The following is a 22457-nucleotide window of genomic DNA, read 5'->3' as shown; positions in this document are numbered from 1 at the left end:
TCCCACCACCACTACTGTTGAAAGATGTTACGGCGGTGCGTGATCCGTCGGGATGACGCGGAGCGAGCGAGGTATATCGACTCGCCTTCCGATCCCCCATCATCCCGCGAAGAATCATCGACAACCTTTGGAGCATCCTTCTGGACCGGCCGCGAGAACTGACCGGGGCTGCCGTAGACGCGTACGGGATGGGTTCCTTGCGCACGTAGTGCTCCATAAGCCCAGCGTAGCCACCTTTCGGCGCTGAAATGCTCGATTAGGGGAATGCCTCGCAGCCCTCACAGTGTCCGAACAAATCGATCCGGCGAACTCGGCGGTCCATCCTTGACCAGGCGTGCGAATCGGTCGGGTAAATCGCGTGGCCCGAACACTTCTCGACCGCAGTGTGACAGAAGGCGGTCAACGCTCCACCACTCGAAGTGCTCGACCAACTCCGCGGCTAGCGCTTCGCGCCCCAACGATCCACAAGGATCGAATGCGACCGGTACCGGCACGAGGAAATAGTCATTGACCGCCCCGTCCCAATCCGGCAATATCGTCGGATCACGGATCTCCTCATGCCACACGTGTGTGGCGGCGCCGTAGTCGCGCAATCCGATCTCCTCGTCCAACTCGCGCGCGAGCGCCTCAGCCGGGGTTTCGTCTCTTTCCAAGCCGCCGCCTGGAGGACACCAGACCGTCAGCCCGCCCCCTGGCGCGATGAATCGGTAGAGCAGAAGACGGGACTGGTCGTCAACGACCAACCCCCTGGCCGAATGCCTCAGACGCATGAGAACACTGTAAAACCCGGCTCGCGCCCTGGAACGGCGGATGTGCAGAACTCCCATCAGCATCCAATCACCGTCGCGCTCCACGCTCGTAAGTCGTGAGCCTAGGGGAAATCCCAACTCAACCAGCCCTGGTCGACACTCGGAATCCAACCGCCGCATGGCTGTCCGTGCTCCAGCGCGAAAACAACGTCCTCCAACAGCCTGGCGACAGAGGGCCAGGCTGTCCCTTGGTCGGCGCTGTCCCCGAGGAATTCGCGTACACATCCGCTCGCTTGTCCGGCCCGCGTATCGACGAACAACAGATCGCCCCGAATGTTGGCGGCTATGGGTATGTACGCCGCCAAGAACGTGTCAGCCACCGTTCCCGCGGGCTGATCAAGCAAAGCAATGCCGCCGACGGCTGTTGTCGTCTCTCCCCACTCTGTCGTCATCGATTCCCACACAGACGCGACATGATCCAAAGGCAACGGTTGAAACTCCGGAAATATCAGGGCGGAGTGCCCTCCGTCGGGGTTTCCGTTCTGCAAGCCGAACCACGTCCGTAGCTCGGTCGGCCACGTCCTGCCCGTAAATGTTTCCACGGATTTCAGGACGTCCACTGGCGCGGGCGGGTCGATAGCGGCAGCCGTTACCGGAGCTTCCCGCTGACACCAACCGTTGAGCCTGCGCCAGTGCTCTTCAACGCTCATGAATGCACGCTATCCCGGCCTCACTGATCCAGGACATCTGACGGCCGCGTTCGATCTCGTAGTGGGATTTCTGTCGATAAATTAAAGCCATGACTCTTACCGACGCATGGCTCGCCTACATGGAGGTACTCCGCGACCGTGCACCGGTCACCGCCGCGGCGGTGCGTCCGCCTCGGACTCGGTCCGATCGGGAAACCGCCGAACGCGCCACTAATCCATGGCCGGAGGAGCTACGCGAGTTCTTTGCCCTGCATGACGGCCAGCCCTTCCGCTCCGACGACAACCAGTTCGTCGGCGAAGCCCTACCGGGAGTGGAACTGCTTTCACTGGACCATGTGGTTTCCACGCACAGACTCTGCCGTGAACAATTGCATCCCGTCGACTACCTCGGACCCGACTGGCCCATCACAGTTCGAGCACAACACGCAGGTGAAACTGCAGAGATGTTCCTCCCTACCTACATTCCGTTCGCCGAGGACGGGGCCGGCGATTTTCTCTACGTCGACACCCGAAGTGGCCGACACCACGGCTGCATCCGCTATTTCGCCGCCGAAGCCGCCGACGAAGGCGGCTTCCTTTTCGTCTCTCTGGCCGACTACGTGGATTCAGTTCGTTGGAGTATCGAGTCAGGATCCGAGCACTCGTACTTGATGCCGACAGTCACTGACGGCGTGCTGGCCTGGGACGTCGACTTTTCGGATCAGCCGATCCCACATCCCCAGCCGAGCCCGATACCGCTGCACCTTCCGTTTCCGCTGAAGGACTTTCAGCCTTCGCTGGTCAATTCAGATGACGACCTCATCGACCTCGACGCGGTCCGCAAGTCTGTCCTCGACACTGCGCAGTCCCTCCACCCCGGTTCGCATGTGCAGGGCGGCGAAACGATATTTCGGCAGGTTCCGCGCCAGCGCGGGGTGACCGTGAACTCCTATGTCCAGATAGACGGAGTGCCCAGGTTTTACCTGACGATCGTGACCGGAGTCGAGAACGACGTCATCGTCCACGAAATGCCTCCAGGAGGATTCGAACTCATAGTCGACGACTGACTTCTCTTGGCACGTAAGGCGATTCCTTGTCATAGAGACTCTGCTGAGTTGACCTAAATGATCGGCACTTGTCCCACGTTGTTGCGCTTATTCGATCCAGGCGCGCAGTTCCGGGTCGACGTGGGACGCCAAAGTACGGCGAGCGACGCCGATGTGGTCGGGGTCGGCGTATCGGACAGATCTCTACACACGAAATAGTTCCAGTCGATTCATGCGGTCGCTCAGTTGGCACGATCAATCAATAACAGCAAGCTCCGGAAGTCCGGCAACCACAACCGCGAGGTTGTAACCCGACATCCGCAGTTCTCCGTTGTCTCCGGTCCTCGCGTACTCCGCATGCCCGAACGCCCGCTCGTGCTTCACTCCGTCCGGGGTGATCCCTTCGGCCGTGGACAACCGATGGAACTCGGTGCGCGTCGGATCGCCGCCGAAACGGCCGAACCCCGCGATACTGTCGCCTTCCGCTTTCATGACGTAGACATGACGGTCGGCGATACCGAGGTCTGACTCCACCTTGGCCCGCACTCCGGGTGAACCGTAGAAGACCACGTCGTCGACTGCGGCGCTGGCACCACGTTGCAACGCAAGAGAAGTCGCAAGCGAACCGTAAGAGTGCCCCAACGCGGTGATATGGACGCGTTCGTTGACCGACGCAGAACGAAGACCGTGAAAAAAGCTACCCAATGCGTCGGCGGCTATGCCTGCCTTCGACGATCGACTGACGTCGAAGCTGGCGCGACCGATGTCGAATTTTCCCGGCCCGATGACCTGTGGCGCGTCGTATCCGATCCAGGCGATCGTTGCCACGCTTTCCTTTCGACCGGCCAGATCGAGTTGGCGCATTGCCTCGGCTCGCAATCGTGTTGCCTCGCCGACCATTCCGCGCATCGAGTCCTTGACGTTGGTGTTCAATCCGGGAATCGTCACGGAGATGTGATCCGCTGTGTCCGGATCACCGATCGCAATCGCGGCAAATCCTCGTTCACCCGAGCGCATGTCCATGAGCAGTAACCGTCGACAAGGTTCGGCGTGAAACAACTCGTCGAGCGCGTCCAAATCCTCGAGTTTACGTTCGGCATACCACTGGCCCGCCCCGGTGTTACTCAGCCTGCCACCGAAGAACTCACGGTGAAGTTCTTGCGAGATTCGCACCGAATCATCTTGCAGCCGTGCTCGTTCTGATTGAATCCGATCGAGATTAGCGGGACTTCGCACCGCTGCGGGAATGCCGTCGAGGTTGGCAATCAGACTGGGTGCATGGCGCAACATCTGACGCTGCCGATCAGGGCTGAATGCTCGCCACTCCTCTCCCACGCGCACAGCCTTGTCACGGAGGTCGGTGCCGACCTGGGACCGAAGCGACAACGCATGATGAAGATCCGCGCTGACCAGCAGTGCCTCACCGATCAGTTCGCGAACGGCAACCTCGAGCAGTTGGGCGTGCACGTGGAGCGGGTGTCCGTCCGCGATGGGCGCAACCGCAGAGACGGTTCCGTCCTGGCGAATATGCAAGTCGTCGGCGACGGCTTCTTTGCGCAGCGTATTCAGCCGTCGACGGATGTCGCGGACGCGATGAGCGACCAGAACGCCTTCGAGCCCAGCGGACAGCTGATCCAAAGCTTCGACGTCCCATACGTCGATATCTGTGAGATCCACTCGAGTCAGGACGAGCGAGCTGCGATCCGAGCCTGTACTTCCGGACGACGCAACGGCGGGACCGTCTGAGGTGGCTGCCTACGAGGCGGCAGGGCGCTGAGCAGGCGCGTCGTCGTTTCGGTTACCTCACGCACTGCCTGTTCGAAGGCATCTCGGTTGGCGTCGGACACCTTGGCTATTCCGCTCACCTTACGTACGTATTGGCGAGAGGCTGCCTCGATTTCCTCCGGCGTAGCTGCGGGCTCGAGTCCACGAAGTTCAGTGATGTTTCGGCACATAATTCGACGATAACCCTGCTCACCGACGCCGTCACGGTTCGATACATCAATGTATCCAAACTGCCACGCAGATCCGGGCATCACGGTAGTTTCAGTGAAATTCCCCCAGTGACTGGAAGTAGCCACTAACTCATGGACTCAGCACTCACCTCGGTCGGTCTCCCCGCCGCACTCGCCATCATCATGTTCGGCCTCGGGCTTTCCCTGACAGTCGGAGATTTTGCCCGCGTGGCAAAAGCGCCCAAGGCCGTCTCGATCGCTCTGATCTGTCAATTGCTGTTGCTGCCGGCCGCAGCCTTCGGCTTGGTCACCTTGTTCGACCTCGACCCACTACTCGCCGTCGGCATGATGCTCCTCGCCGCATCACCGGGCGGCACCACGGCAAACCTGTTCAGCCACCTGTTTCGCGGCGACGTTGCCCTCAATGTGACACTGACTGCGGTCAATTCGGTGATCGCGGTGGTAACCCTTCCGTTGATCACCAACTTCGCGTTGGGTTACTTCGAACCCGAGGACGCGGACGGCACTCTCGGACTTCAGTTCACGAAGGTCCTCCAGGTCTTTGCCGTCGTCCTGATTCCGGTCGCCCTCGGAATGTGGGTTCGGTTGCGCTCGAGCGCCTTTGCCGAGCGCATGGACAAGCCCGTCCGCATCGGATCCGCGATTGTTCTCGCGCTGGTGATCGTCGGAACGGTTGTATCCGAGCGCGACAACATCGCGGACTATCTCGTCGACATCGGCGTCGTCGCTGCGCTGTTCTGCCTGCTGAGCCTCTCGATCGGTTACATCGTTCCCCGAATCTTCGGCATCGAGGACCGTCAGGCCATCGCCAGTTCCATGGAGATCGGCATCCACAACAGCACGTTGGCGATCACCATCGCCGTCAGTCTTCTCGACAACGTGCAATTGGCAGTACCGGCCGCGGTGTACGGCGTTCTCATGTTCCCGCTCGCCGCTGCCTTCGGCGCCACCATCACCCGCAAGTCACGGACGATGGCCGAAATCGACTAATATCAGGCGGTTTTCGATATAGGTGATCTGGTATCGCCAACCCTACGATCGATACGGACTCAGACCGAAGGGTATCGAAGAATGCTGACCACCACACCCACCGTGCCGGACGAACGCGCCTGGCAAGAGCTAGTCGATGCACTGACCCGTCGCCAATTCGGCATCGGAGCCGGGATGGCAGCAGTCGCAACTATTCTGCCGTCCTGCACTTCCAGCGACAGTTCGGGTGCATCCGACGGCGCTCAAATGCGCACCGTCACCACACCGTTGGGAACCTACGACATCCCGACCAACCCCAAGCGGGTCCTGGCGATCGACGCCCGAACCGACCTCGAGCTCGCCATTGCCTTGGAACTACCGGTCTTCGGATACAACATCTCACCCGCCACCGAGTGGGTGCCTGTCGACGGCTCGGCCGAATACCTCAGCGACAAGCCCAATCTGGAGCAGATACTGGCACTCGCACCAGATCTCATCATCTGCGTCAACGCCGACAACGAGTACTGGCCCGCTGCAAAACTCCAAGCCATCGCTCCGGTCTTGACCACGGAATCGAAGCAGACGTGGCGGGAGAACCTGACCCGGCTCTCCGATTGGCTGGGCCGAACACCCACCATGGATCGCCTGATCACCGATTACGACGCTCTGATCACGGACATTCGCTCTCGACACGCTTCGGCGATCGCGGGAAAGACCGTCGCGAGCTTGTCCTACAGTCCGGACAAAGCCACGATCTACATCGACAGCCTGCCCGTATCGGAGGAAACGGGTAAGAAGAATCGTCAACCCACCGACATGACGCTCGCCGATATCGGCGGAAGAACACTGAACACAACCGGTTTCGACAATCAGGGGCGATTGAGCATCGAGGAGATGGATCGACTGCGAGGTTGTGACGCGTTCATGGTTTCCGTCACCGACAGCAGCGACACCACCTTCGATCAACTCTCGGACAACAAGTTGTGGCAACGACTTCCGGCTGTGCAGGCCGGGAATGTCACCGTTTTGCAAGGAAGTACGTACTACGGGTCCATCTACACCAACATGTACGTAGCCAAGGGCTGGGACGAACTCTATTCGACGCTCGACTGATCAGACTTGTCCCTGAAAATGCCGACCGCTCCCACGCGGTCGGCATTTTCACGTTTCGAGGTCGATGCCCAACGCTCCGGAGAGGGTTCTCAGACAGATCACCCTCAACTCCTCATGCGGTATGGAAGGTTGGTCGAGCCAGTCGAGACACACGGCCCGGACGAATGCGATCCATCCCCGCACCGCGACGGCGGCGATCTGTCTTTCTTCGCCCTCGAATCCGAGTGCGTCGAGGATCCGAATCTGTTGCTGTTCGAGTTCCCGTTCGACGATCGCTCGGATACCGGCCTCAGCCGAGAGCGTCCCGACGTTGATGGCGCGCACTCCCCTGCTGTGCGACTTCACGTACGCGAAGTAGGCATCCAACCCGGCTGCCACCTGTTCGCGCACCGGTAGCGTCGCGTCCGGGGCGGTCACCTCGAGCAAGTGCTGCGATTCGCGCTCGACGATTGCCGCGAAGAAGTCTCGTTTGGTCGGGAAATAGTGGTACATCAACCCGCGCGAGACGCCTGCGATCTCGGCAACCTCTTCGATCCAGACGTCCTCGTACGAGCGATCGGCAAAAAGTTGCGCGCCGATGTCGAGCAACTGCGTGCGCCGCTGCTCTCGGTCCAGGCGTTTTCGTGGTGCAACCATAGGCAAGTCAGATTACTACTTGACACCGATTCAGTAAGGCGTACTTTGCGTACTAGACACCAATTCAGTAAGCGATCTCACCCGGGGGACACATCATGAGCGTCGACACCACTCCAGAGGCGACGACCGATGCTCGGATCCCGCATCCGGCGTGGCGCCTGCCAGTCCTAGGCGACGTCCTCGGGATCAACATTCGGACGCCACTGCAGAACTCCGTGAGCATCGGCCGCGAACTCGGCCCGATCTTCGAAAGAAACGTCCTGGGCAATCGCTTCGTCTTCGCCTCGGGCGCAGACATGGTGGCAGAACTGTCCGACGAGTCCCGGTTCGCGAAACACCTTGCACCCGGAGTGAAGGCGCTACGCGGAATCGGCGGCGACGGACTGTTCACTGCCTACAACCACGAGCCCAACTGGGGCAAGGCGCACAATCTCCTGGCACCGGCGTTCAGCCAGACTGCGATGCGCTCGTACCACCGCACGATGCTCGACGTGGCCGGCGAGTTGGTCGACCATTGGGACAGCCGTGGCAGCGACTCCCCCATCGACGTCTCCGCAGACATGACCAAGCTGACGTTGGAGACCATCGGACGCACGGGATTCAGCTACTCGTTCGACTCTTTCGAACGCGAAGAGCAGCATCCGTTCGTCAAGGCAATGGTCGGAGCGCTCTCCCATTCACAGCGCACGACGTTCCTGAAGTCGACTGCCCTGGGGCGAGTCCTCGCACGCCGCGCCGATCAACGTGACGAGGTCCGAAAGGCGTACATGGCCGAGGTTGTGGACGAGGTGATCCGTGCCCGGCGCACAAGTACCGAGCCGGGGCCCGAAGATCTACTCGAACTGATGCTGCGGGCGGCTCGCGAAAACGATCCCAACCGTATCGACGAACTGAACATCCGCCATCAGGTCGTGACGTTCCTCGTCGCCGGGCACGAAACAACTTCCGGCGCTTTGTCGTTCGCACTGTATTACCTCTCGCAAAACCCTGACGTACTGGCCAAGGCGCAAGCTGAGGTCGACAAGGTCTGGGAGGGCGAGGAGCCCGCATTCGAGAAGATCGCGAAACTTCGATACGTACGACGCGTCCTCGACGAATCATTGCGTCTGTGGCCGACAGCACCGGCATACGGCCGCGCGGCACTCGAAGACACCACGCTCGTCGGCAGGTATCCCATGAAGAAGGGCGATTGGATGCTCGTGCTCATCCCGTCACTTCATCGTGATCCGGTGTGGGGCAACAATCCCGAGGCTTTCGATCCGGATCGCTTCCTGCCTGCCAACATCAAGGCCAGGCCGGCGCACGTGTACAAGCCGTTCGGAACGGGTGAACGTGCCTGCATCGGAAGACAATTCGCCATTCACGAAGCGGTTCTCGTGTTGGGCACCATTTTGCAGAAATACACGATCGAGGCCGATCAGGATTACGAACTGAAGGTGGCCGAACGGCTCACCCTCATGCCCGAAGGCTTCAACTTGACGGTCCGTCGACGGTGACCTCGAAAAACTGCGTCGAGTAAGTCGGTTGAACAGTCCCAAATGCGGTAATCCCAGAGCTGGCAGCAGCGAGCACCGGCGCACCCTGGGAGTTCACATGACAAAGAGGCCTGCATTGGGAATCGTCTTACTCTCGGTGGCATTGGCCACGGGAGCGTGCTCGGCGAGCGTCGGGACGCCGCAAGTGGACAAGTCCGAAGTCGCGAGTCAGATCTCCACTCAACTCGCGGAGAAGATCGGCGAGCCACCCGACGACGTGACGTGTCCGGAGAACCTTGACGCCGAAGTCGGCGCGACGATCACCTGCCTCCTGACCGAAGAGGGCACCGAATACGACGTCACAGCTACTGTGACCAGCGTTGACGGTGAAAGCGCCAACTTCGACATCAAGGTTGCGGATGTGCCGAACAACTAACTGCTGTGCGCCTTTATTAACCGCCGGCGGTTAATAAAGGCGCACAGCAAGGAGTCAGAGACGCTCGATAATCGTCGCGTTTGCGGTGCCGCCACCTTCACAGATGGTCAGCAGGCCGTAACGGCCGCCGGTCCGCTCGAGTTCGTTGAGCAGGGTTGCCATCAACTTGGTGCCGGTGGCGCCGAGCGGGTGGCCGAGTGCGATCGCGCCGCCGTTGACGTTGACCTTGGCCGGATCTGCACCGATTTCCTTGATCCAGGCCAGGACGACCGGGGCGAAAGCTTCGTTGATCTCGACGATGTCGATGTCCTCGATGCTCAGACCGGCCTTCGCGAGAGCATGCTTCGTGGCCGGGATCGGCGCGCTGAGCATGAAGATCGGGTCGTCGCCGCGTGCGCTGAGGTGATGAATCCGGGCGCGGGGCTTGAGGTTGTACTTCTCCACCGCTTCCGCCGACGCCAGCAGCAGCGCACTCGCGCCGTCGGAGATCTGGCTTGCCACTGCTGCGGTCATGCGACCGTCTTCGACGAGAACCTTGAGCGTCGCCATCTTCTCGAGGCTGGTCTCGCGAGGTCCTTCGTCGACGGTCGCGTCACCCATGGCGACGATCTCGTTGTCGAAACGACCCGCGGCAATCGCAGCCTTGGCGCGCGCATGGCTCTGCAGTGCCCACTTCTCGAGCTCTTCGCGGCTGATGTCCCACTTCTCGGCGATCATCTCGGCGCCCTTGAACTGCGAGACTTCCTGGTCACCGTAACGCTCGGTCCAACCGACCGAACCCGAAGTCGGCGTGTCGAATCCGTACTGCTGGCCGACGATCATCGCTGCCGAGATCGGAATCTGGCTCATGTTCTGAACGCCGCCGGCGACGATCAGATCCGCGGTGCCCGACAGGATGGCCTGAGCGCCGAAGTGCACTGCCTGCTGACTCGAACCGCACTGACGGTCGACGGTCACACCGGGAACGTGCTCCGGGAATCCCGCTGCGAGCCAGGACATACGGGCGATGTTGCCGGCCTGGCCGCCGATGGCGTCGACGCAACCGAAGATCACGTCATCGACGTCACTGGGGTCGATACCGGTGCGCTCGACCAGTGCCTTGACGACGTGCGCACCGAGATCGATGGGGTGCACGCCGGACAGCGCGCCGCCCCTCTTGCCGATCGGTGTGCGAATGGCGTCGACGATGTAAACCTCGGACATAGCGTTAGCTCCTAGTTTCGTTGTGCAGCAATAATTCTTGAAGTTTTTCCAACAGTTGCCGGATCGGAGAGCCCGTCGAGCACGATCGCGAGATATTGAGCCGCGACGGCGTGAGCGGAGAGGGATCCACCCGGGCGATACCAGCGAACCGCGACCCACACGGTGTCGCGCATGAATCGGAAGACCAATTCGACGTCGATGTCGGAACGGAAGGTCCCGTCCGCGACGCCGGCCTCGAGGACGCCGACCCACAGGTCCCGGAACTCGGTGTTGCGCTCGGCCAGGTACGCGAAGCGCTCGTTCCCGACGAGGTGCTTGACCTCGTCCTGGTAGATCGCAACGGCCGAGTGCGAGGCGTCGATGGCCTCGTACGACGTCACGACCAGCGCTTCGAGCGTCGCGCGACTGTCCAACCCCGCCGCAACGATCTCGCGGTATTTCCCGAAGAGTTCGTCGAGGAACTGGTGCAGGATCTCGTCGACCATCGACTCCTTGGAATCGAAATGGTGATACAGACTCCCGGAGAGGATCCCGGCGGCGTCGGCGATGTCGCGGACGGTCGTCGCGTGCACTCCGCGATCGGCGAACAGCCCGGCCGCGATCTCGAGCAGCTCGTCGCGGCGCCCGGACTTGCCGTTGGATTCGTCGGAATTTCGAGGTGGCGTCATGTATTCAATCCTATCCAGGGCCCTCCCCTGTGCGCGGTCAGCGAGTCCAGGGACTCCTCAACCGCGCACGGGGGTCAAGCCCTCTGTGAAGACACGGAGACGATCTCACCGGTCATGTAGGTGGAGTAATCGCTGGCGAGCATCGCGATGACCGTTGCGATCTCCCAGACCTCCGCGGCGCGGCCGTAGGCCTCACCGGAAGCCAACTGGTCCAGCAGTTCCTCACTGGTGACCTTCGCCAGGAACGCGTGACGCGCAATGGAGGGCGAGACCGCGTTGATACGGACTCCGTACTCCGCTGCTTCGATTGCGCTGCACCGAGTCAGCGCCATGACACCGGCCTTGGCTGCGGCGTAGTGCGCCTGGGAATGCTGCGCCCGCCAACCGAGAACGGACGCGTTGTTCACCAGAACACCGCCGTGGGGAACGCTCTTGAAGTAACGCAGCGCGGCGCGCGTCGAACGGAAAGTGCTGTTGAGGGTGATGTCGAGAACGCGATCCCACTGATCATCCGTCATGTCGACGACGGGAGTCTCGCCGCCCAGGCCGGCGTTGTTGACGACGATGTCGATGCGCCCCAACTTCTCGGCTGCGCCGACGAACAGCGCGTCGACCTGCTCAGTGCTCGACACGTCGCAGATGATCGATTCGACCTGCTGACCGGGGAATTCGGCCTTCAGCTTCTCCACCGTCTCACCAAGACGACGCTCGTGGAAGTCGGAGACGAGAACGTCGCCGCCTTCGAGAAGCACCCGGCGCGCAGTAGAGAAACCGATGCCGGTTCCGGCCGCGGCGGTGATGATTGCCTTCTTGCCCGCGAGCAGTCCGTGACCCGGCGTTTCCTCGGGCGCAACGGAAAGCGGGGACGCGGCTTTGGTGTCAGACATTAACGAGCCTCTCGGGGAAGACCGAGCACGCGCTCGGAAATGATGTTGCGCTGAATTTCGTTGGATCCGCCGTAAATCGTGTCGGCGCGGGTGAAGAGGAAGAGGCGTTGCCACTCGTCGAGCTCGAGATGTTCGGGGTCGGTGATGTCCGAGGCATTGCCCTCGGAATCAGCCCAAGGCGCAACCAACGACGACGCACCTTGCACATCCATCGCCAGCTGTCCCAGATCACGATGCCAGTTGGCCCACAACAGTTTTGCGACGGACGCTTCTCCGCCACCGGTTCCGGCGTCGACCGCGTCGAGAGTACGCATCGCGTGGGCGCGCATCACGCGCAGACCGACCCAGGCGCGCGCGATCTTTTCGCGGATGTACGGATCCTGGTCACTGCCATTGGCTTTCGCCAGGTCGACGACGCCTTGGAGCTCGCGGGCAAATCCGATCTGCTGTCCGAGCGTGGATACACCGCGCTCGAAGGTGAGCAGCCCCATCGCGATCTTCCAGCCCTCACCAGGTTCGCCGACCACCAGGTCGGCGTCGGTCACGGCGTCGTCGAAGAAGACCTCGTTGAACTCCGACGTACCGGTGAGCTGCTGGATGGGCCGAACTGTCACACCGGGCTGATCCAACGGGACCAGCAGGAAGCTCAAGCCCTGATGACGCTTGGAGCCCACTTCGGTGCGGCAGACCACGAAACACCATTGCGCGACGTGGGCCAGCGAGGTCCACACCTTCTGGCCGTTGATGATCCACTTGCCGTCTTCGAGGCGTGCGGTGGTGGAGACGTTCGCGAGGTCGGAACCGGCGCCGGGCTCGGAGTAGCCCTGCGACCACAGTTCACTGACCGTGTTGATGCCCGGAAGGAATCGACGCTTCTGCTCATCGGTGCCGTACGCGATCAGCGTCGGGCCGAGCAGCTCTTCACCGATGTGGCTGACGCGAGCGGGCGCGCCGGCCTTCGCGTACTCCTGATGGAAGATGACCTGCTGAGAGATGCTTGCTCCCCGTCCGCCGAATTCCTTCGGCCACCCGAGGCACGTCCATCCGGCGGCTGCGAGGTGCTTGTCCCACTCGAGTCGTTGCTCGAAGAACTCGTGCTCGCTGCCGGGGCCGCCCTTACCCTTGAGCTGGGCGAATTTGCCCGTCAAGTTCTCGGCCAACCACTGCGCGACCGTGGTCGCAAACTCGTCGTCCGTCATCTGCCCGTCCGGGCTCTCGCTCTGGTCCACATATGTAAGATAACCTACCAAGCACTTGCTAGGTAGCGTGTCAGGTAGGAGTCCAGTGACCGAACAACCGAGAACCATCCCATCAGCCCTCATCCGGGCCGCCGAGGAGTTCGGTGAGCGCACGGCTATCGCCGATGGCGACACCCGACTGACCTTCGCACAGCTGCACCAGCGTGTCCGCGATTTCGCCGGCGCACTGATCAACCGTGGGGTGAAGGCAGGCGACCGCGTCGTCATCTGGGCGCCCAACACATACCACTGGGTGATCGCCCTGCTCGGCGCTCAGTACGCCGGCGCAGCCATCATTCCGATCAACACTCGATACACCGGCACCGAAGCTCTCGACATCATCGAGCGCGTCGACGCCGCGGCTCTGGTCATCGTCGGCACGTTCCTCAAGGCCGATCGGTACCAGCAGTTGCTCGACGCCAACCCGAGCCTGTCGATCCCCACCGTCATCCAGATACCGATCGACGGAAACGACGACCGTGACGGCGTCATCGAGTTCGAGGACTTCCTCGCGCTCGCCACCGACGCCGCCCGCACCGAGGCCGACGCCCGCGCTGCGAAGGTGCAGCCCGACGACGTCAGCGACATCCTCTTCACCTCCGGCACCACGGGACGCAGCAAGGGCGCGATCACCGCGCATCGTCAGTCCATCGCCGTTGCCAAGTCGTGGGGCGAATGCGCCGAGGTCACCGCTGACGACAACTTCCTCATCATCAGCCCGTTCTTCCACACCTTCGGGTACAAGGCCGGAATCCTGGTCTGTCTGTTGAACGGTGCGACGATCGTGCCGGTGTCCGTCTTCAACATCGACGACACCCTCGCGCTGGTCAACAGCGAGAAGATCAGCATCCTGCCCGGCGCCCCGACGATCTACCAGACCATCCTCGACCACCCCCGCCGCAGCGAGTACGACCTGTCCTCGCTCCGCATCGCGATCACCGGCGCCGCACCCGTTCCGGTTGCTCTCGTCGAGCGCATGCAGGCAGAGCTTTTCGACGCCGTCCTCACGGCATACGGCCTGACCGAGGCGGTCGTTGCGACGATGTGCCGCACCGACGACGATCCGGTCACCGTCTCCACCAGTTCCGGCCGCGCGACAGCCGATTTCGAGGTCAAGATCGGCGACCAGGGCGAGATCCTGCTTCGTGGACCGAACGTCATGCTCGGGTACCTCGACGACCCGGAATCCACCGCCAAGGCAATCGACGCCGACGGCTGGCTGCACACCGGAGACATCGGAACCCTCGACGAGCGTGGATATCTCGACATCACCGACCGTCTCAAGGACATGTACGTCAGCGGCGGTTTCAACGTCTACCCCGCCGAGATCGAGGGCATGTTGGCTCGCCTGCCCGGTGTCCACGAATCGGCTGCCATCGGCATCCCCGATCACCGGATGGGAGAGGTGGGCCGCGTCTACATCGCCCAACTCGACGGCGCCGGCCTCACCGAAGAATCGGTGATCGCCTTCCTCAAGGAGAAGATCGCCGGCTTCAAGGTGCCCCGCGAGGTGCGCTTCGTCGATCACCTGCCCCGAAATCCCTCGGGCAAGGTCCTCAAAACGGTTCTGCGCGAGGAACAGTCATGACCGTTCCTTTCGAAGCCGACGTCGTGACCTACGAGGTTCGCGACTCGGTCGCCGTCGTGACCTTGAATCGTCCGGATTACCGCAACGCCCAGAACTCGGTCGTGACGTATGCCCTCGACGCGGCATTCCAGCGCGCCGTCGAAGACGACGACGTGAAGGTGATCGTCCTGGCAGGCAACGGACCTCACTTCAGTGCCGGTCACGACCTGGGGACCCCGGGACGCGACCATCACGTCGAGTACGAGAACAAGGCCACCATGTGGTGGGATCACGTCGACAAGCCAGGCGGTGACCAGCGTTTCGCCCGCGAGATGGAGGTCTACCTGGGCATGTGCCGTCGGTGGCGGGAGATCCCCAAACCCACCATCGCGATGGTGCAAGGCGCCTGCATTGCCGGCGGGCTCATGCTCGCCTGGGTCTGCGACATGATCGTCGCGTCTGATGACGCCTTCTTCTCCGATCCCGTTGTCCGCATGGGCATCCCGGGCGTCGAATACTTCGCGCACCCGTGGATGGTCGGTTCACGATTCGCCAAGGAAATGCTCTTCACCGGCGATCGGTTCACCGCGCAACGTGCCTACGAAATCGGCATGGTGAACCGCGTCGTCGCCCGCAAGCACCTCGAGAAGGAGACGTTCGAGCTCGCTGGACGTATCGCCGAGATGCCGCGCTTCGGACTGGCATTGACCAAGAAAGCCGTCAATCAGTGCGAGGACCAGATGGGGATGCGTAACGGCATCGATTCCGTCTTCGGTCTGCATCACTTCGCTCACGCTCACAACGCCGAGGTAGGCAAAGACTCGCTTGGTGGTCTCGACGCCAAAGCTATGGCTGCCAGTGCTCGCACACCGCAGGAAGGAACAAACTAGTGGATCTCGTATTCGACGACGCCACAACCGCATTCCGTGACGAGGTCCGCTCGTTCCTGGAGGCGAACGTCCCCGCCACTCCGCTCAAGTCCATGGACACGGCCGAGGGCTTCGAAGAACATCGGCAGTGGGAACACACCCTCGCCGACGCCGGTTACGCCGTCGTCTCCTGGCCCAAGGAACTCGGTGGCCGCGACGCGTCCCTGCTCGAATGGGTCGTCTTCGAGGAGGAATACTACCGCTCGGGTGCGCCCGGTCGCGTGAGCCAGAACGGCATCTTCCTGTTGGCTCCCACACTGTTCGAGCATGCAAATGCCGAGCAGTTGGCTCGCATCATGCCGCGTATGGCTCGTGCCGACGACATCTGGGCACAGGCTTGGTCCGAGCCCGAGTCCGGTTCCGACCTCGCGAGCCTGCGTTCGAGCGCCAAGAAGGTCGACGGCGGCTGGCTGCTCAACGGCCAGAAGACGTGGAGTTCGCGTGCCAGCTACGCAGACTGGGGCTTCGGCTTGTTCCGCTCCGATCCGGATGCGCAGCGCCACAAGGGCATCACGTATTTCATGTTCGACCTCCGCTCGAAGGGTGTCACCGTTCGCCCGATCGATCAGCTCGACGGTGAGCCCGGCTTCGCCGAGATCTTCCTCGAGGACGTCTTCGTTCCGGACGACCCGTCCAACCCCGGCGAGTCGGGTGTGATCGGAAACGTCAACGAAGGTTGGCGCGTCGCGATGAGCACCGCAAGCAACGAGCGTGGTCTCTCGCTGCGCAGCCCCGGCCGCTTCCTCGCGACAGTCGACCGCCTGCTCGAGCTGTACAAGTCCAGCGGACGCACTGACGACAGCGCTCTGCGCAACCAGGTCGCCGACGCCTGGATCGGCGCTCGCGCTTACCAACTCAACACATTCGGCACCGTCACCCGTCTGGCCGACGGTGGACAGCTCGGCGCCGAGTCCTCGATCAACAAAGTCTTCTGGTCCGAGTGGGACATCGCCACCCACGAGACTGCTCTCGAACTTCAGGGCCCTGAAGCCGAGTTGGCCGACAACTGGATGGACGGATACCTGTTCTCCCTGTCCGGCCCGATCTACGCAGGCACCAACGAGATTCAGAAAAACGTCATCGCTGAGCGTCTGCTCGGCCTACCGAAGGCGGACCGATGAGATTCGCGCTCGACTCCTCCCACCAGGACTTCGCTGCAAGCATCGATGCACTGCTGACCAAGTCCGACATGCCCGCCGTCATCCGTTCGTGGAACGACGGTGACACCGAGCCGGGCAAGAAGCTCTGGCAGCGCCTTGCCGAGACCGGCGTCAACGGCCTCGTCATCTCCGAAGAGCACGACGGGCTCGGCGCCGACGCCGTCGACCTGGTCGTTGCGCTCGAACAGCTCGGTCGCCACGCAGTACCCGGACCGGTCGTCGAAACGATCGCCGTGGCGCCGACGCTCCTGGCTTCCGTTGCACCGGAACGTCTCTCTGCTCTCGCTGAGGGGTCACTGGCAACCGTCGCCGCTCCCCCGCACACACCGTTTGCGCTCGACGCCAATGCAGTGGACCTGGTGCTACTTGCACAGGACGGTGCCGTCTCACTCGGCGTCCCCGGCGAGGCCAAGGCGTCGGTGGATCTCTCCCGCAAGCTCAACGAGGTTTCCGCCGGCGAATCGCTGGGCTCCGCCGACTTCTCGGCAGCCTTCGACATGGGCGCTCTTGCCACTGCCGCCCAGTTGCAGGGTCTCGGCCAGACACTGCTCGAGGTCAGCACCGAATACGCTAAGCAGCGCAAGCAGTTCGGCAAGGTCATCGGACAGTTCCAGGCCATGAAGCACCACCTGGCCGAGGTTGCCGTCTCCCTCGAGATGGCTCGTCCCCTGCTGCACGGTGCCGCACTGTCGGTTCGCGATCAGTCGGCCGACGCCTCGCGTGACATTTCAGCCGCCAAGGTCGCGTGTGGGGATGCTGCGTACAAGGCCGCCCGCGTCGGACTCCAGGTTCACGGCGCCATCGGCTACACGATGGAACATGATCTCTCCCTGTGGCTCACCAAGGTACGAGCATTGCTCACCGCCTGGGGCACACCGTCCGAGCATCGTGCGCGCGTCGTCGAAGCACTGGTTGCGTCATGAGCATCGACACCGAAGACCAGGCAGCATTGCGTGCGTCGGTACGCGATCTCCTGAGCAAGCATTCCGACTCCGCTGCCGTCCGCGCTGCCATCAACACCGAGATCGGCTACGACACCGCGTTGTGGAGCAAGCTGTGCGAGCAGATCGGCGTCGCCGCGCTGGCGATTCCCGAGGAGTTCGACGGCGTCGGAGCAGGTTTGGGCGAAGTACACGTGGTCCAGGAGGAACTGGGCCGCACGCTGACACCCTCACCGATGTTGGGTTCCGCAATTCTTGCCGCACAGGCACTGCTGCTTTCCGGTGACAACGACGCATGCTCGCGACTGCTGCCCGGTGTCGCGGCCGGTGAGAGCACGCTCGCCCTGTGCTGGGCGAGTGCCGCTGGTTGGAGCACCTTCGGCGTCGAGGCAACCGAGGATGCGTTGACCGGCACGGCGTCGTACGTCCTCGACGGGCACGTCGCAGACACCCTGCTAGTTCTGACTGCCGACGGGTTCTACGAAGTGGATCCCGCGGCCGAGGGCGTCTCCCGCCGACGCGTCCCCACCATGGATCCGACACGAACGCTGGCGGAGGTCACGTTCTCCGGTGTTCGCGGTCGACCACTGCAGTGGTCAGAAGATCTGGTCGATCGAATCCGAACCGTCGTCCTGATCGCGTTGTCTGCAGAGCAGGTCGGCGCAGCCGCAGCGATCGTCGAACAGACCGTCGAATACACCAAGTCGCGCAAGCAGTTCGGTCGCGCGATCGGTTCTTTCCAGGCACTCAAGCACCGGATGGCTGACATGTACACGTTGGTCGAGACGGCGCGGTCGATGACCTACGCCGCAGTGGCGACGCAGTCGGCCGACGACGCTGCGGTGGCGAAGGTCTACTGCTCGGAAGCGTTGCAGCAGATCACCTCCGAAGCGGTTCAGTTGCACGGCGGAATCGCGATCACCTGGGAGCACGACGCTCAGCTGTACTTCAAGCGTGCACACGGCAGCGCTCAGCTCTTCGGCCGGCCGAGCACCTATCTGCCGAGCCTCGCGCAGGCAGCGGGTTTGTAGGACACGTCGGTGCTTGTTCGCTCGGGATTGCGAGCGAACAAGCACCGCCTTGGTCGGTCTCAATCAGACTTCAGTTTCCTACAGATTCGACCAACCTGTTCTCGGGTATCGACAGTCCTGAAGGTGAGACGTCCCGAAACTGCATGTTCCGCCTCAGTTCGTTTGCAATCCGTTCCCGTGAGCCGGCCGAAAGCTGCTTTTCTATCAGCTTGTTCAGTCTCACAGGATCCGGCTCGACCCGTTCGGCTTCTTCGCGTGCTCGCCAAGTCGTACTATCCCCTGGATCTGCGAAGGTGACGACCCCAATCCCGTGCGAACTGGCAACTGTGCGCACTTCCCGAAGCGGTCTCTTGAGGGCCTCGGTGAGGTACGCGGGGATGTGAAACGCAACGACGGCGTGGGTCGAGGCCCGTCGATGCGCAAGCGCCTCGTACACCGCAGTGACATTGACTTGATCGAATGGCTTCACTTCAACGGTCGTGGCCTCCAGAAAGATTCCGGGAACGTAGTCGAATCTACGCACCGAGACGGTCACGAGATCTGAGCGCGACCACGTCCCGCCGGTACTTCGCTTACCTTGATTAGCCACGTCGTCGACCGTCAGCGGAGCCACGCCGGATTTGCGGAGTGGAAACTCCCGAAGCACATCGACCATCGGCGCATAGAGGTTCAATTCTCGGACCCTGAAGGGCACGGTCAGCGTCGTAACTGACTCGTCGTCGTCCGAGTCCTTCGTCGAAGATTCTCGAACCACGCTGCCACCCCGGCCACCGGCTTTGCGGACCAAGTTCTTGTCCACCAAGGAATTTGCAGCAGTACGATATCGCTCTTTGCCGAAACTTGCCTTCTGCCTGAGCTTGCCGTTGCCAAGGGTATCTCCGTTCGAAGAAAGCAATTCGAGCAGAAGAGCCTCGTCCAAAGTCAACTGCGGAAGTGACACTTGTTTCCTCGATTCTCACGTTCAATTGACCGCTCTATTGCGACCGGTCTGAATGTATTCGACCGACCGCCTGTGGAGAAGGTCATCAGCAAGTCGGAGGCACCCACTGAGCGGAACATTTTGCTCACCAATCCCACTCGGTAGCGCAGAATCGAAACCAGACAGCTGTCCATCCCACAGACCGGAGTTTTCTCGTGAATCGATTCGACGACAAGCGCGTCCTCATCAGCGGCGCAGGATCCGGAATCGGCCAGGCCACCGTTGCCCGCATCCTGGCAGAAGGTGGCACCGTCGTCGCCGCCGACATTTCCGAGACCGGCCTCGAACAAACGCTGAACGCAGCGAAGGACGCAGGCCATTCCGATCGCCTCACCACGGTGAAGGTCGACATCTCCAGCGAAGAGTCTGTTCGCGAACAGGTCGGCGCTGCGATCAAGGCTCTGGGCGGTCTCGACGTGTTGGTCAACGCGGCGGGCATTCTGCGCTCCGCGCACACCCACGAGATGACACTCGATTTCTGGAACACCGTCATCGGGGTCAACCTCACCGGAACGTTCCTCATGACGAGGGAGTCCCTGCCGGCACTGCTCGAAAGTGGAGCAGGCGTCGTGGTCAACTTCAGTTCCACATCGGCGACATTCGCCCACCCCTACATGACGGCGTACGCAGCGTCGAAGGGTGGAATCCAATCCTTCACGCACGCACTCGCTCTCGAGTACAGCAAGCAGGGCCTCCGCGCCGTGGCCGTCGCACCCGGCAGCATCGCGTCGGGCATGACGTCCGATCCCGGATTCCCGGCCGACATCGACTTCACGCTGCTCGGCAAGCTGGCCCCGGCGATCGGTGAGGGTTTCGCTCCCCCGTCCGCGGTCGCCGGCGTGATCGCGATGCTCGCTTCCGAGGACGGCTCCTTTGTCACCGGAACGGAAATCCGCATCGACGGCGGCACGCATATGTGACCACCTGCTGTACTTGTCTGGTCGCTCGGAACCGGTCCGGCGGTACGACGTGCGGTGGGAGCCAGCGGTGAGCGAGTCAACAGGCAGTACGAACCTCGAGCCCGTGCTGATCAGTCCCGTCGTCGGCGGAATGATTCGCACGTGGTCCGAGGACGAGACCCGCCTGTGGAGTGTCGACGAACCCGAGGCGCTCGGCGCGCTGCTCGGACGCGGAGCTGTTTCCCGTACTGCTCTGCCGGACAACAAGTTCCGAGAAGTTGTATTTTTCGACGACCAGATGCAGACCCTCACTGTGCAGCCGCGCTTCGCTTCCCCGGACAGCACTGCCCTCGCCGCACCGTTCAAGCTCACCGATGCGTCGGCCCCGACCGCCGACGCTTGGGAAGATCTCGAGTCGACACTCGCCTCGATCGCGATCTCCGCTGCTGGACGCGGCGAATTCTGGCTCGCGGAACTCGGCGGGTGGGATTCTCCCCACGAGCCGAATTGCCTCTTCACGACCGTCGACGAATCGGGCCTGGCAAATGCAGTCATGGAGGCCACCCCGGCACCCGTGGGCACAGGCGTCTGGCCGGAGGTTCCGAACGGCCAAACCGGTGTTTCGGTCTCGGCGCCAGCCTCGCAAGACACCATCGAGGCCGCCGGAATCTTCGCAGTATCAGCTATCGAGACCTGGGGCGTCACACCGTGGGACATCAACCTCACCTTCGGCAAACTGGTTGATTTCGCCTGATCAACCGCCCGACAAGCGGCGGTGAGTTGTACGTCTCCCCTCAGCCGACGGCTCACGGTTCGTCACAACACGCCCAATGGCGACGACATCGGGCCCCTCGGTGGGCATACTGAGGGAACTGGGGTTACTCCCGGTCACAAATACCCGTGGATCCGCGTCGGGGCGGGTGCGGTCCGACAACACGCGAGCAGCCACAGACACTGGCGGCTCCGAAAGGTTCAATCATGGCAACCGACCAATTACAGACGGTTGTATTGCACGGCGACCAGCTCAAGTACGTCGACCAAGGCAGTGGCCCCGTTGTGGTGCTCATTCACGGCCTGCTGGGCGCGCACTCCAACTGGGAGCCGCAGATCGAGACGCTCTCACGCCACTACCGCGTCATAGCTCCTGATCTCTTCGGACACGGTGCGTCGGACAAGCCTGCCGGCGACTACTCGCTCAGCGCTCACGCAGCCACTGTGCGCGATCTTCTCGAAGCCCTCGACATTCCGTCGGCCACCCTGGTCGGTCACTCACTCGGCGGCGGGATCGCGATGCAGACGCTGTATCTGTTCCCCGACCGCGTGGAACGGCTGTGCCTGGTGGCCAGCGGCGGACTCGGCCCCGAGGTCAGCCCTCTCCTGCGGGCGGCGACTCTGCCCGGCAGCGAACTGGTGCTTCCCGTCCTCGCATCCAGGACTCTGACCGACGTGACCGACAAAGCGCTCGGACTTTTCAACAAGATCGGACTGTTCAAGCTCGGCGCCAGCGCGAGTGAGGCCCGTAAGAGCTTTGCTTCGGTATCGGACGCGTCGACACGTCAGGCATTTCTGGCGACCGCGCGATCGGTCATCAACTACAACGGCCAAACCGTCAATGCCACTCCGCATTTCGCCAACTTCAAGAACTTGCAAGCACTACTGGTATGGGGCGAGGAAGACACCATCATCCCCAATGCCCACACCGAGAACGCTCGCGCCGAGCTACCGCTCGGGCGGGTCGAGATCTTCAAGCGCGCCGGACACTTCCCCCACCTGGACTACCCGGATCGCTTCGACCGTGTCTTCTCCGAATTCATGACGGACTGCGGAGTCGGTATCGGCACCGGCCCCAAGGCCGTCAGCAGCTGA

Annotated in this window: 23 protein-coding genes; 13 read left to right on the top strand and 10 right to left on the bottom strand. The window is 62.1% G+C overall.

From position 1 onward, the window contains the following. Nucleotides 1-278: 278 nt before the first annotated feature. Together ACFT1A_RS23100 and ACFT1A_RS23095 are read right to left on the bottom strand one after the other, a co-directional pair. Nucleotides 279-770 (bottom strand): NUDIX domain-containing protein, encoded by a 492-nt coding sequence (locus tag ACFT1A_RS23100; RefSeq protein ID WP_378448932.1) that lies wholly within the window; start codon nt 768-770, stop codon nt 279-281. Between the two features lie 101 nt (nt 771-871). Beyond that, the gene (locus ACFT1A_RS23095; RefSeq protein ID WP_378448931.1) at nt 872-1459 is read right to left on the bottom strand and encodes a hypothetical protein; all 588 of its coding nucleotides are present in this window, start codon (nt 1457-1459) and stop codon (nt 872-874) included. An 89-nt stretch (nt 1460-1548) separates the two neighbouring features. On the opposite strand from ACFT1A_RS23095, the gene ACFT1A_RS23090 reads away from it, so the two are divergent. Beyond that, complete coding sequence (locus tag ACFT1A_RS23090; RefSeq protein ID WP_378448930.1) at nt 1549-2505, top strand: SMI1/KNR4 family protein; 957 nt, start codon at nt 1549-1551, stop codon at nt 2503-2505. A 234-nt stretch (nt 2506-2739) separates the two neighbouring features. Here ACFT1A_RS23090 and ACFT1A_RS23085 read toward each other — a convergent pair whose 3' ends face one another. Beyond that, nucleotides 2740-4161 (bottom strand): alpha/beta hydrolase, encoded by a 1422-nt coding sequence (locus ACFT1A_RS23085; protein WP_378448929.1) that lies wholly within the window; start codon nt 4159-4161, stop codon nt 2740-2742. Between the two features lie 5 nt (nt 4162-4166). After that, a complete protein-coding gene (locus tag ACFT1A_RS23080) occupies nt 4167-4439 on the bottom strand; it encodes a DUF2277 domain-containing protein (protein ID WP_003945457.1) in 273 nt (90 codons plus the stop codon). A 132-nt stretch (nt 4440-4571) separates the two neighbouring features. On the opposite strand from ACFT1A_RS23080, the gene ACFT1A_RS23075 reads away from it, so the two are divergent. Together ACFT1A_RS23075 and ACFT1A_RS23070 are read left to right on the top strand one after the other, a co-directional pair. Then, a complete protein-coding gene (locus ACFT1A_RS23075) occupies nt 4572-5450 on the top strand; it encodes a bile acid:sodium symporter family protein (RefSeq protein WP_378448928.1) in 879 nt (292 codons plus the stop codon). An 81-nt stretch (nt 5451-5531) separates the two neighbouring features. Continuing rightward, on the top strand, nt 5532-6542 hold the full coding sequence (locus ACFT1A_RS23070) for an ABC transporter substrate-binding protein (RefSeq protein WP_378448927.1): 1011 nt from the start codon (nt 5532-5534) through the stop codon (nt 6540-6542). Nucleotides 6543-6590: 48 nt separating this feature from the next. On the opposite strand, the gene ACFT1A_RS23065 is transcribed toward ACFT1A_RS23070, so the two are convergent. Then, nucleotides 6591-7178: a TetR/AcrR family transcriptional regulator gene (locus ACFT1A_RS23065; RefSeq protein ID WP_214886909.1), complete on the bottom strand. Its 588-nt coding sequence runs from the start codon at nt 7176-7178 to the stop codon at nt 6591-6593. Between the two features lie 95 nt (nt 7179-7273). Between ACFT1A_RS23065 and ACFT1A_RS23060 the strand changes: the two genes are divergently transcribed. Continuing rightward, complete coding sequence (locus ACFT1A_RS23060; protein WP_378448926.1) at nt 7274-8674, top strand: cytochrome P450; 1401 nt, start codon at nt 7274-7276, stop codon at nt 8672-8674. A 97-nt stretch (nt 8675-8771) separates the two neighbouring features. Continuing rightward, nucleotides 8772-9089: a DUF4333 domain-containing protein gene (locus ACFT1A_RS23055; RefSeq protein WP_378448925.1), complete on the top strand. Its 318-nt coding sequence runs from the start codon at nt 8772-8774 to the stop codon at nt 9087-9089. Between the two features lie 54 nt (nt 9090-9143). On the opposite strand, the gene ACFT1A_RS23050 is transcribed toward ACFT1A_RS23055, so the two are convergent. The 4 genes from ACFT1A_RS23050 to ACFT1A_RS23035 form a co-directional block, all read right to left on the bottom strand. Beyond that, entirely contained in the window at nt 9144-10292 is a 1149-nt protein-coding gene (locus ACFT1A_RS23050; protein ID WP_378448924.1) for an acetyl-CoA C-acetyltransferase, read from the bottom strand. Nucleotides 10293-10303: 11 nt separating this feature from the next. Continuing rightward, on the bottom strand, nt 10304-10960 hold the full coding sequence (locus tag ACFT1A_RS23045; RefSeq protein WP_378448923.1) for a TetR/AcrR family transcriptional regulator: 657 nt from the start codon (nt 10958-10960) through the stop codon (nt 10304-10306). Nucleotides 10961-11034: 74 nt separating this feature from the next. After that, a complete protein-coding gene (locus tag ACFT1A_RS23040; protein WP_003945582.1) occupies nt 11035-11847 on the bottom strand; it encodes an SDR family oxidoreductase in 813 nt (270 codons plus the stop codon). Continuing rightward, entirely contained in the window at nt 11847-13076 is a 1230-nt protein-coding gene (locus ACFT1A_RS23035; RefSeq protein WP_378448922.1) for an acyl-CoA dehydrogenase family protein, read from the bottom strand. The genes ACFT1A_RS23040 and ACFT1A_RS23035 overlap by 1 nt, the downstream gene beginning before the upstream one ends. Nucleotides 13077-13131: 55 nt before the next feature. Between ACFT1A_RS23035 and ACFT1A_RS23030 the strand changes: the two genes are divergently transcribed. From ACFT1A_RS23030 to ACFT1A_RS23010, 5 genes are read left to right on the top strand one after another with little or no spacing between them, the layout of a single operon-like run. Next, nucleotides 13132-14673, top strand: coding sequence for a FadD3 family acyl-CoA ligase (locus tag ACFT1A_RS23030; protein WP_378448921.1), 1542 nt, complete (start codon nt 13132-13134; stop codon nt 14671-14673). Next, the gene (locus tag ACFT1A_RS23025) at nt 14670-15542 is read left to right on the top strand and encodes an enoyl-CoA hydratase (RefSeq protein ID WP_230814834.1); all 873 of its coding nucleotides are present in this window, start codon (nt 14670-14672) and stop codon (nt 15540-15542) included. The genes ACFT1A_RS23030 and ACFT1A_RS23025 overlap by 4 nt, the downstream gene beginning before the upstream one ends. Beyond that, nucleotides 15542-16702, top strand: coding sequence for an acyl-CoA dehydrogenase family protein (locus ACFT1A_RS23020; RefSeq protein ID WP_378448920.1), 1161 nt, complete (start codon nt 15542-15544; stop codon nt 16700-16702). Before ACFT1A_RS23025 ends, ACFT1A_RS23020 begins: the two co-directional genes overlap by 1 nt. Then, the gene (locus ACFT1A_RS23015; protein WP_378448919.1) at nt 16699-17664 is read left to right on the top strand and encodes an acyl-CoA dehydrogenase family protein; all 966 of its coding nucleotides are present in this window, start codon (nt 16699-16701) and stop codon (nt 17662-17664) included. The genes ACFT1A_RS23020 and ACFT1A_RS23015 overlap by 4 nt, the downstream gene beginning before the upstream one ends. Further along, complete coding sequence (locus ACFT1A_RS23010) at nt 17661-18713, top strand: acyl-CoA dehydrogenase family protein (RefSeq protein ID WP_378448918.1); 1053 nt, start codon at nt 17661-17663, stop codon at nt 18711-18713. Before ACFT1A_RS23015 ends, ACFT1A_RS23010 begins: the two co-directional genes overlap by 4 nt. A 70-nt stretch (nt 18714-18783) precedes the next feature. Here the strand turns inward: ACFT1A_RS23010 and ACFT1A_RS23005 are convergent, their stop codons facing one another. Further along, nucleotides 18784-19653, bottom strand: coding sequence for a hypothetical protein (locus ACFT1A_RS23005; RefSeq protein WP_378448917.1), 870 nt, complete (start codon nt 19651-19653; stop codon nt 18784-18786). Between the two features lie 194 nt (nt 19654-19847). On the opposite strand from ACFT1A_RS23005, the gene ACFT1A_RS23000 reads away from it, so the two are divergent. The 3 genes from ACFT1A_RS23000 to ACFT1A_RS22990 all read left to right on the top strand — a co-directional run bounded on the left by ACFT1A_RS23000 (nt 19848) and on the right by ACFT1A_RS22990 (nt 22457). Further along, nucleotides 19848-20612: an SDR family NAD(P)-dependent oxidoreductase gene (locus ACFT1A_RS23000; RefSeq protein WP_003945543.1), complete on the top strand. Its 765-nt coding sequence runs from the start codon at nt 19848-19850 to the stop codon at nt 20610-20612. 67 nt (nt 20613-20679) lie between these two features. Continuing rightward, complete coding sequence (locus ACFT1A_RS22995) at nt 20680-21345, top strand: hypothetical protein (RefSeq protein WP_378448916.1); 666 nt, start codon at nt 20680-20682, stop codon at nt 21343-21345. Between the two features lie 224 nt (nt 21346-21569). Next, entirely contained in the window at nt 21570-22457 is an 888-nt protein-coding gene (locus ACFT1A_RS22990) for an alpha/beta fold hydrolase (protein ID WP_003945464.1), read from the top strand.

The sequence above is a fragment of the Rhodococcus sp. NPDC057135 genome (assembly GCF_042670865.1).
GTDB lineage: Bacteria > Actinomycetota > Actinomycetes > Mycobacteriales > Mycobacteriaceae > Rhodococcus_F.
The sequence above is the reverse complement of the archived record's forward strand: the minus strand, read 5'-3'. Positions and strand labels throughout refer to the sequence as shown.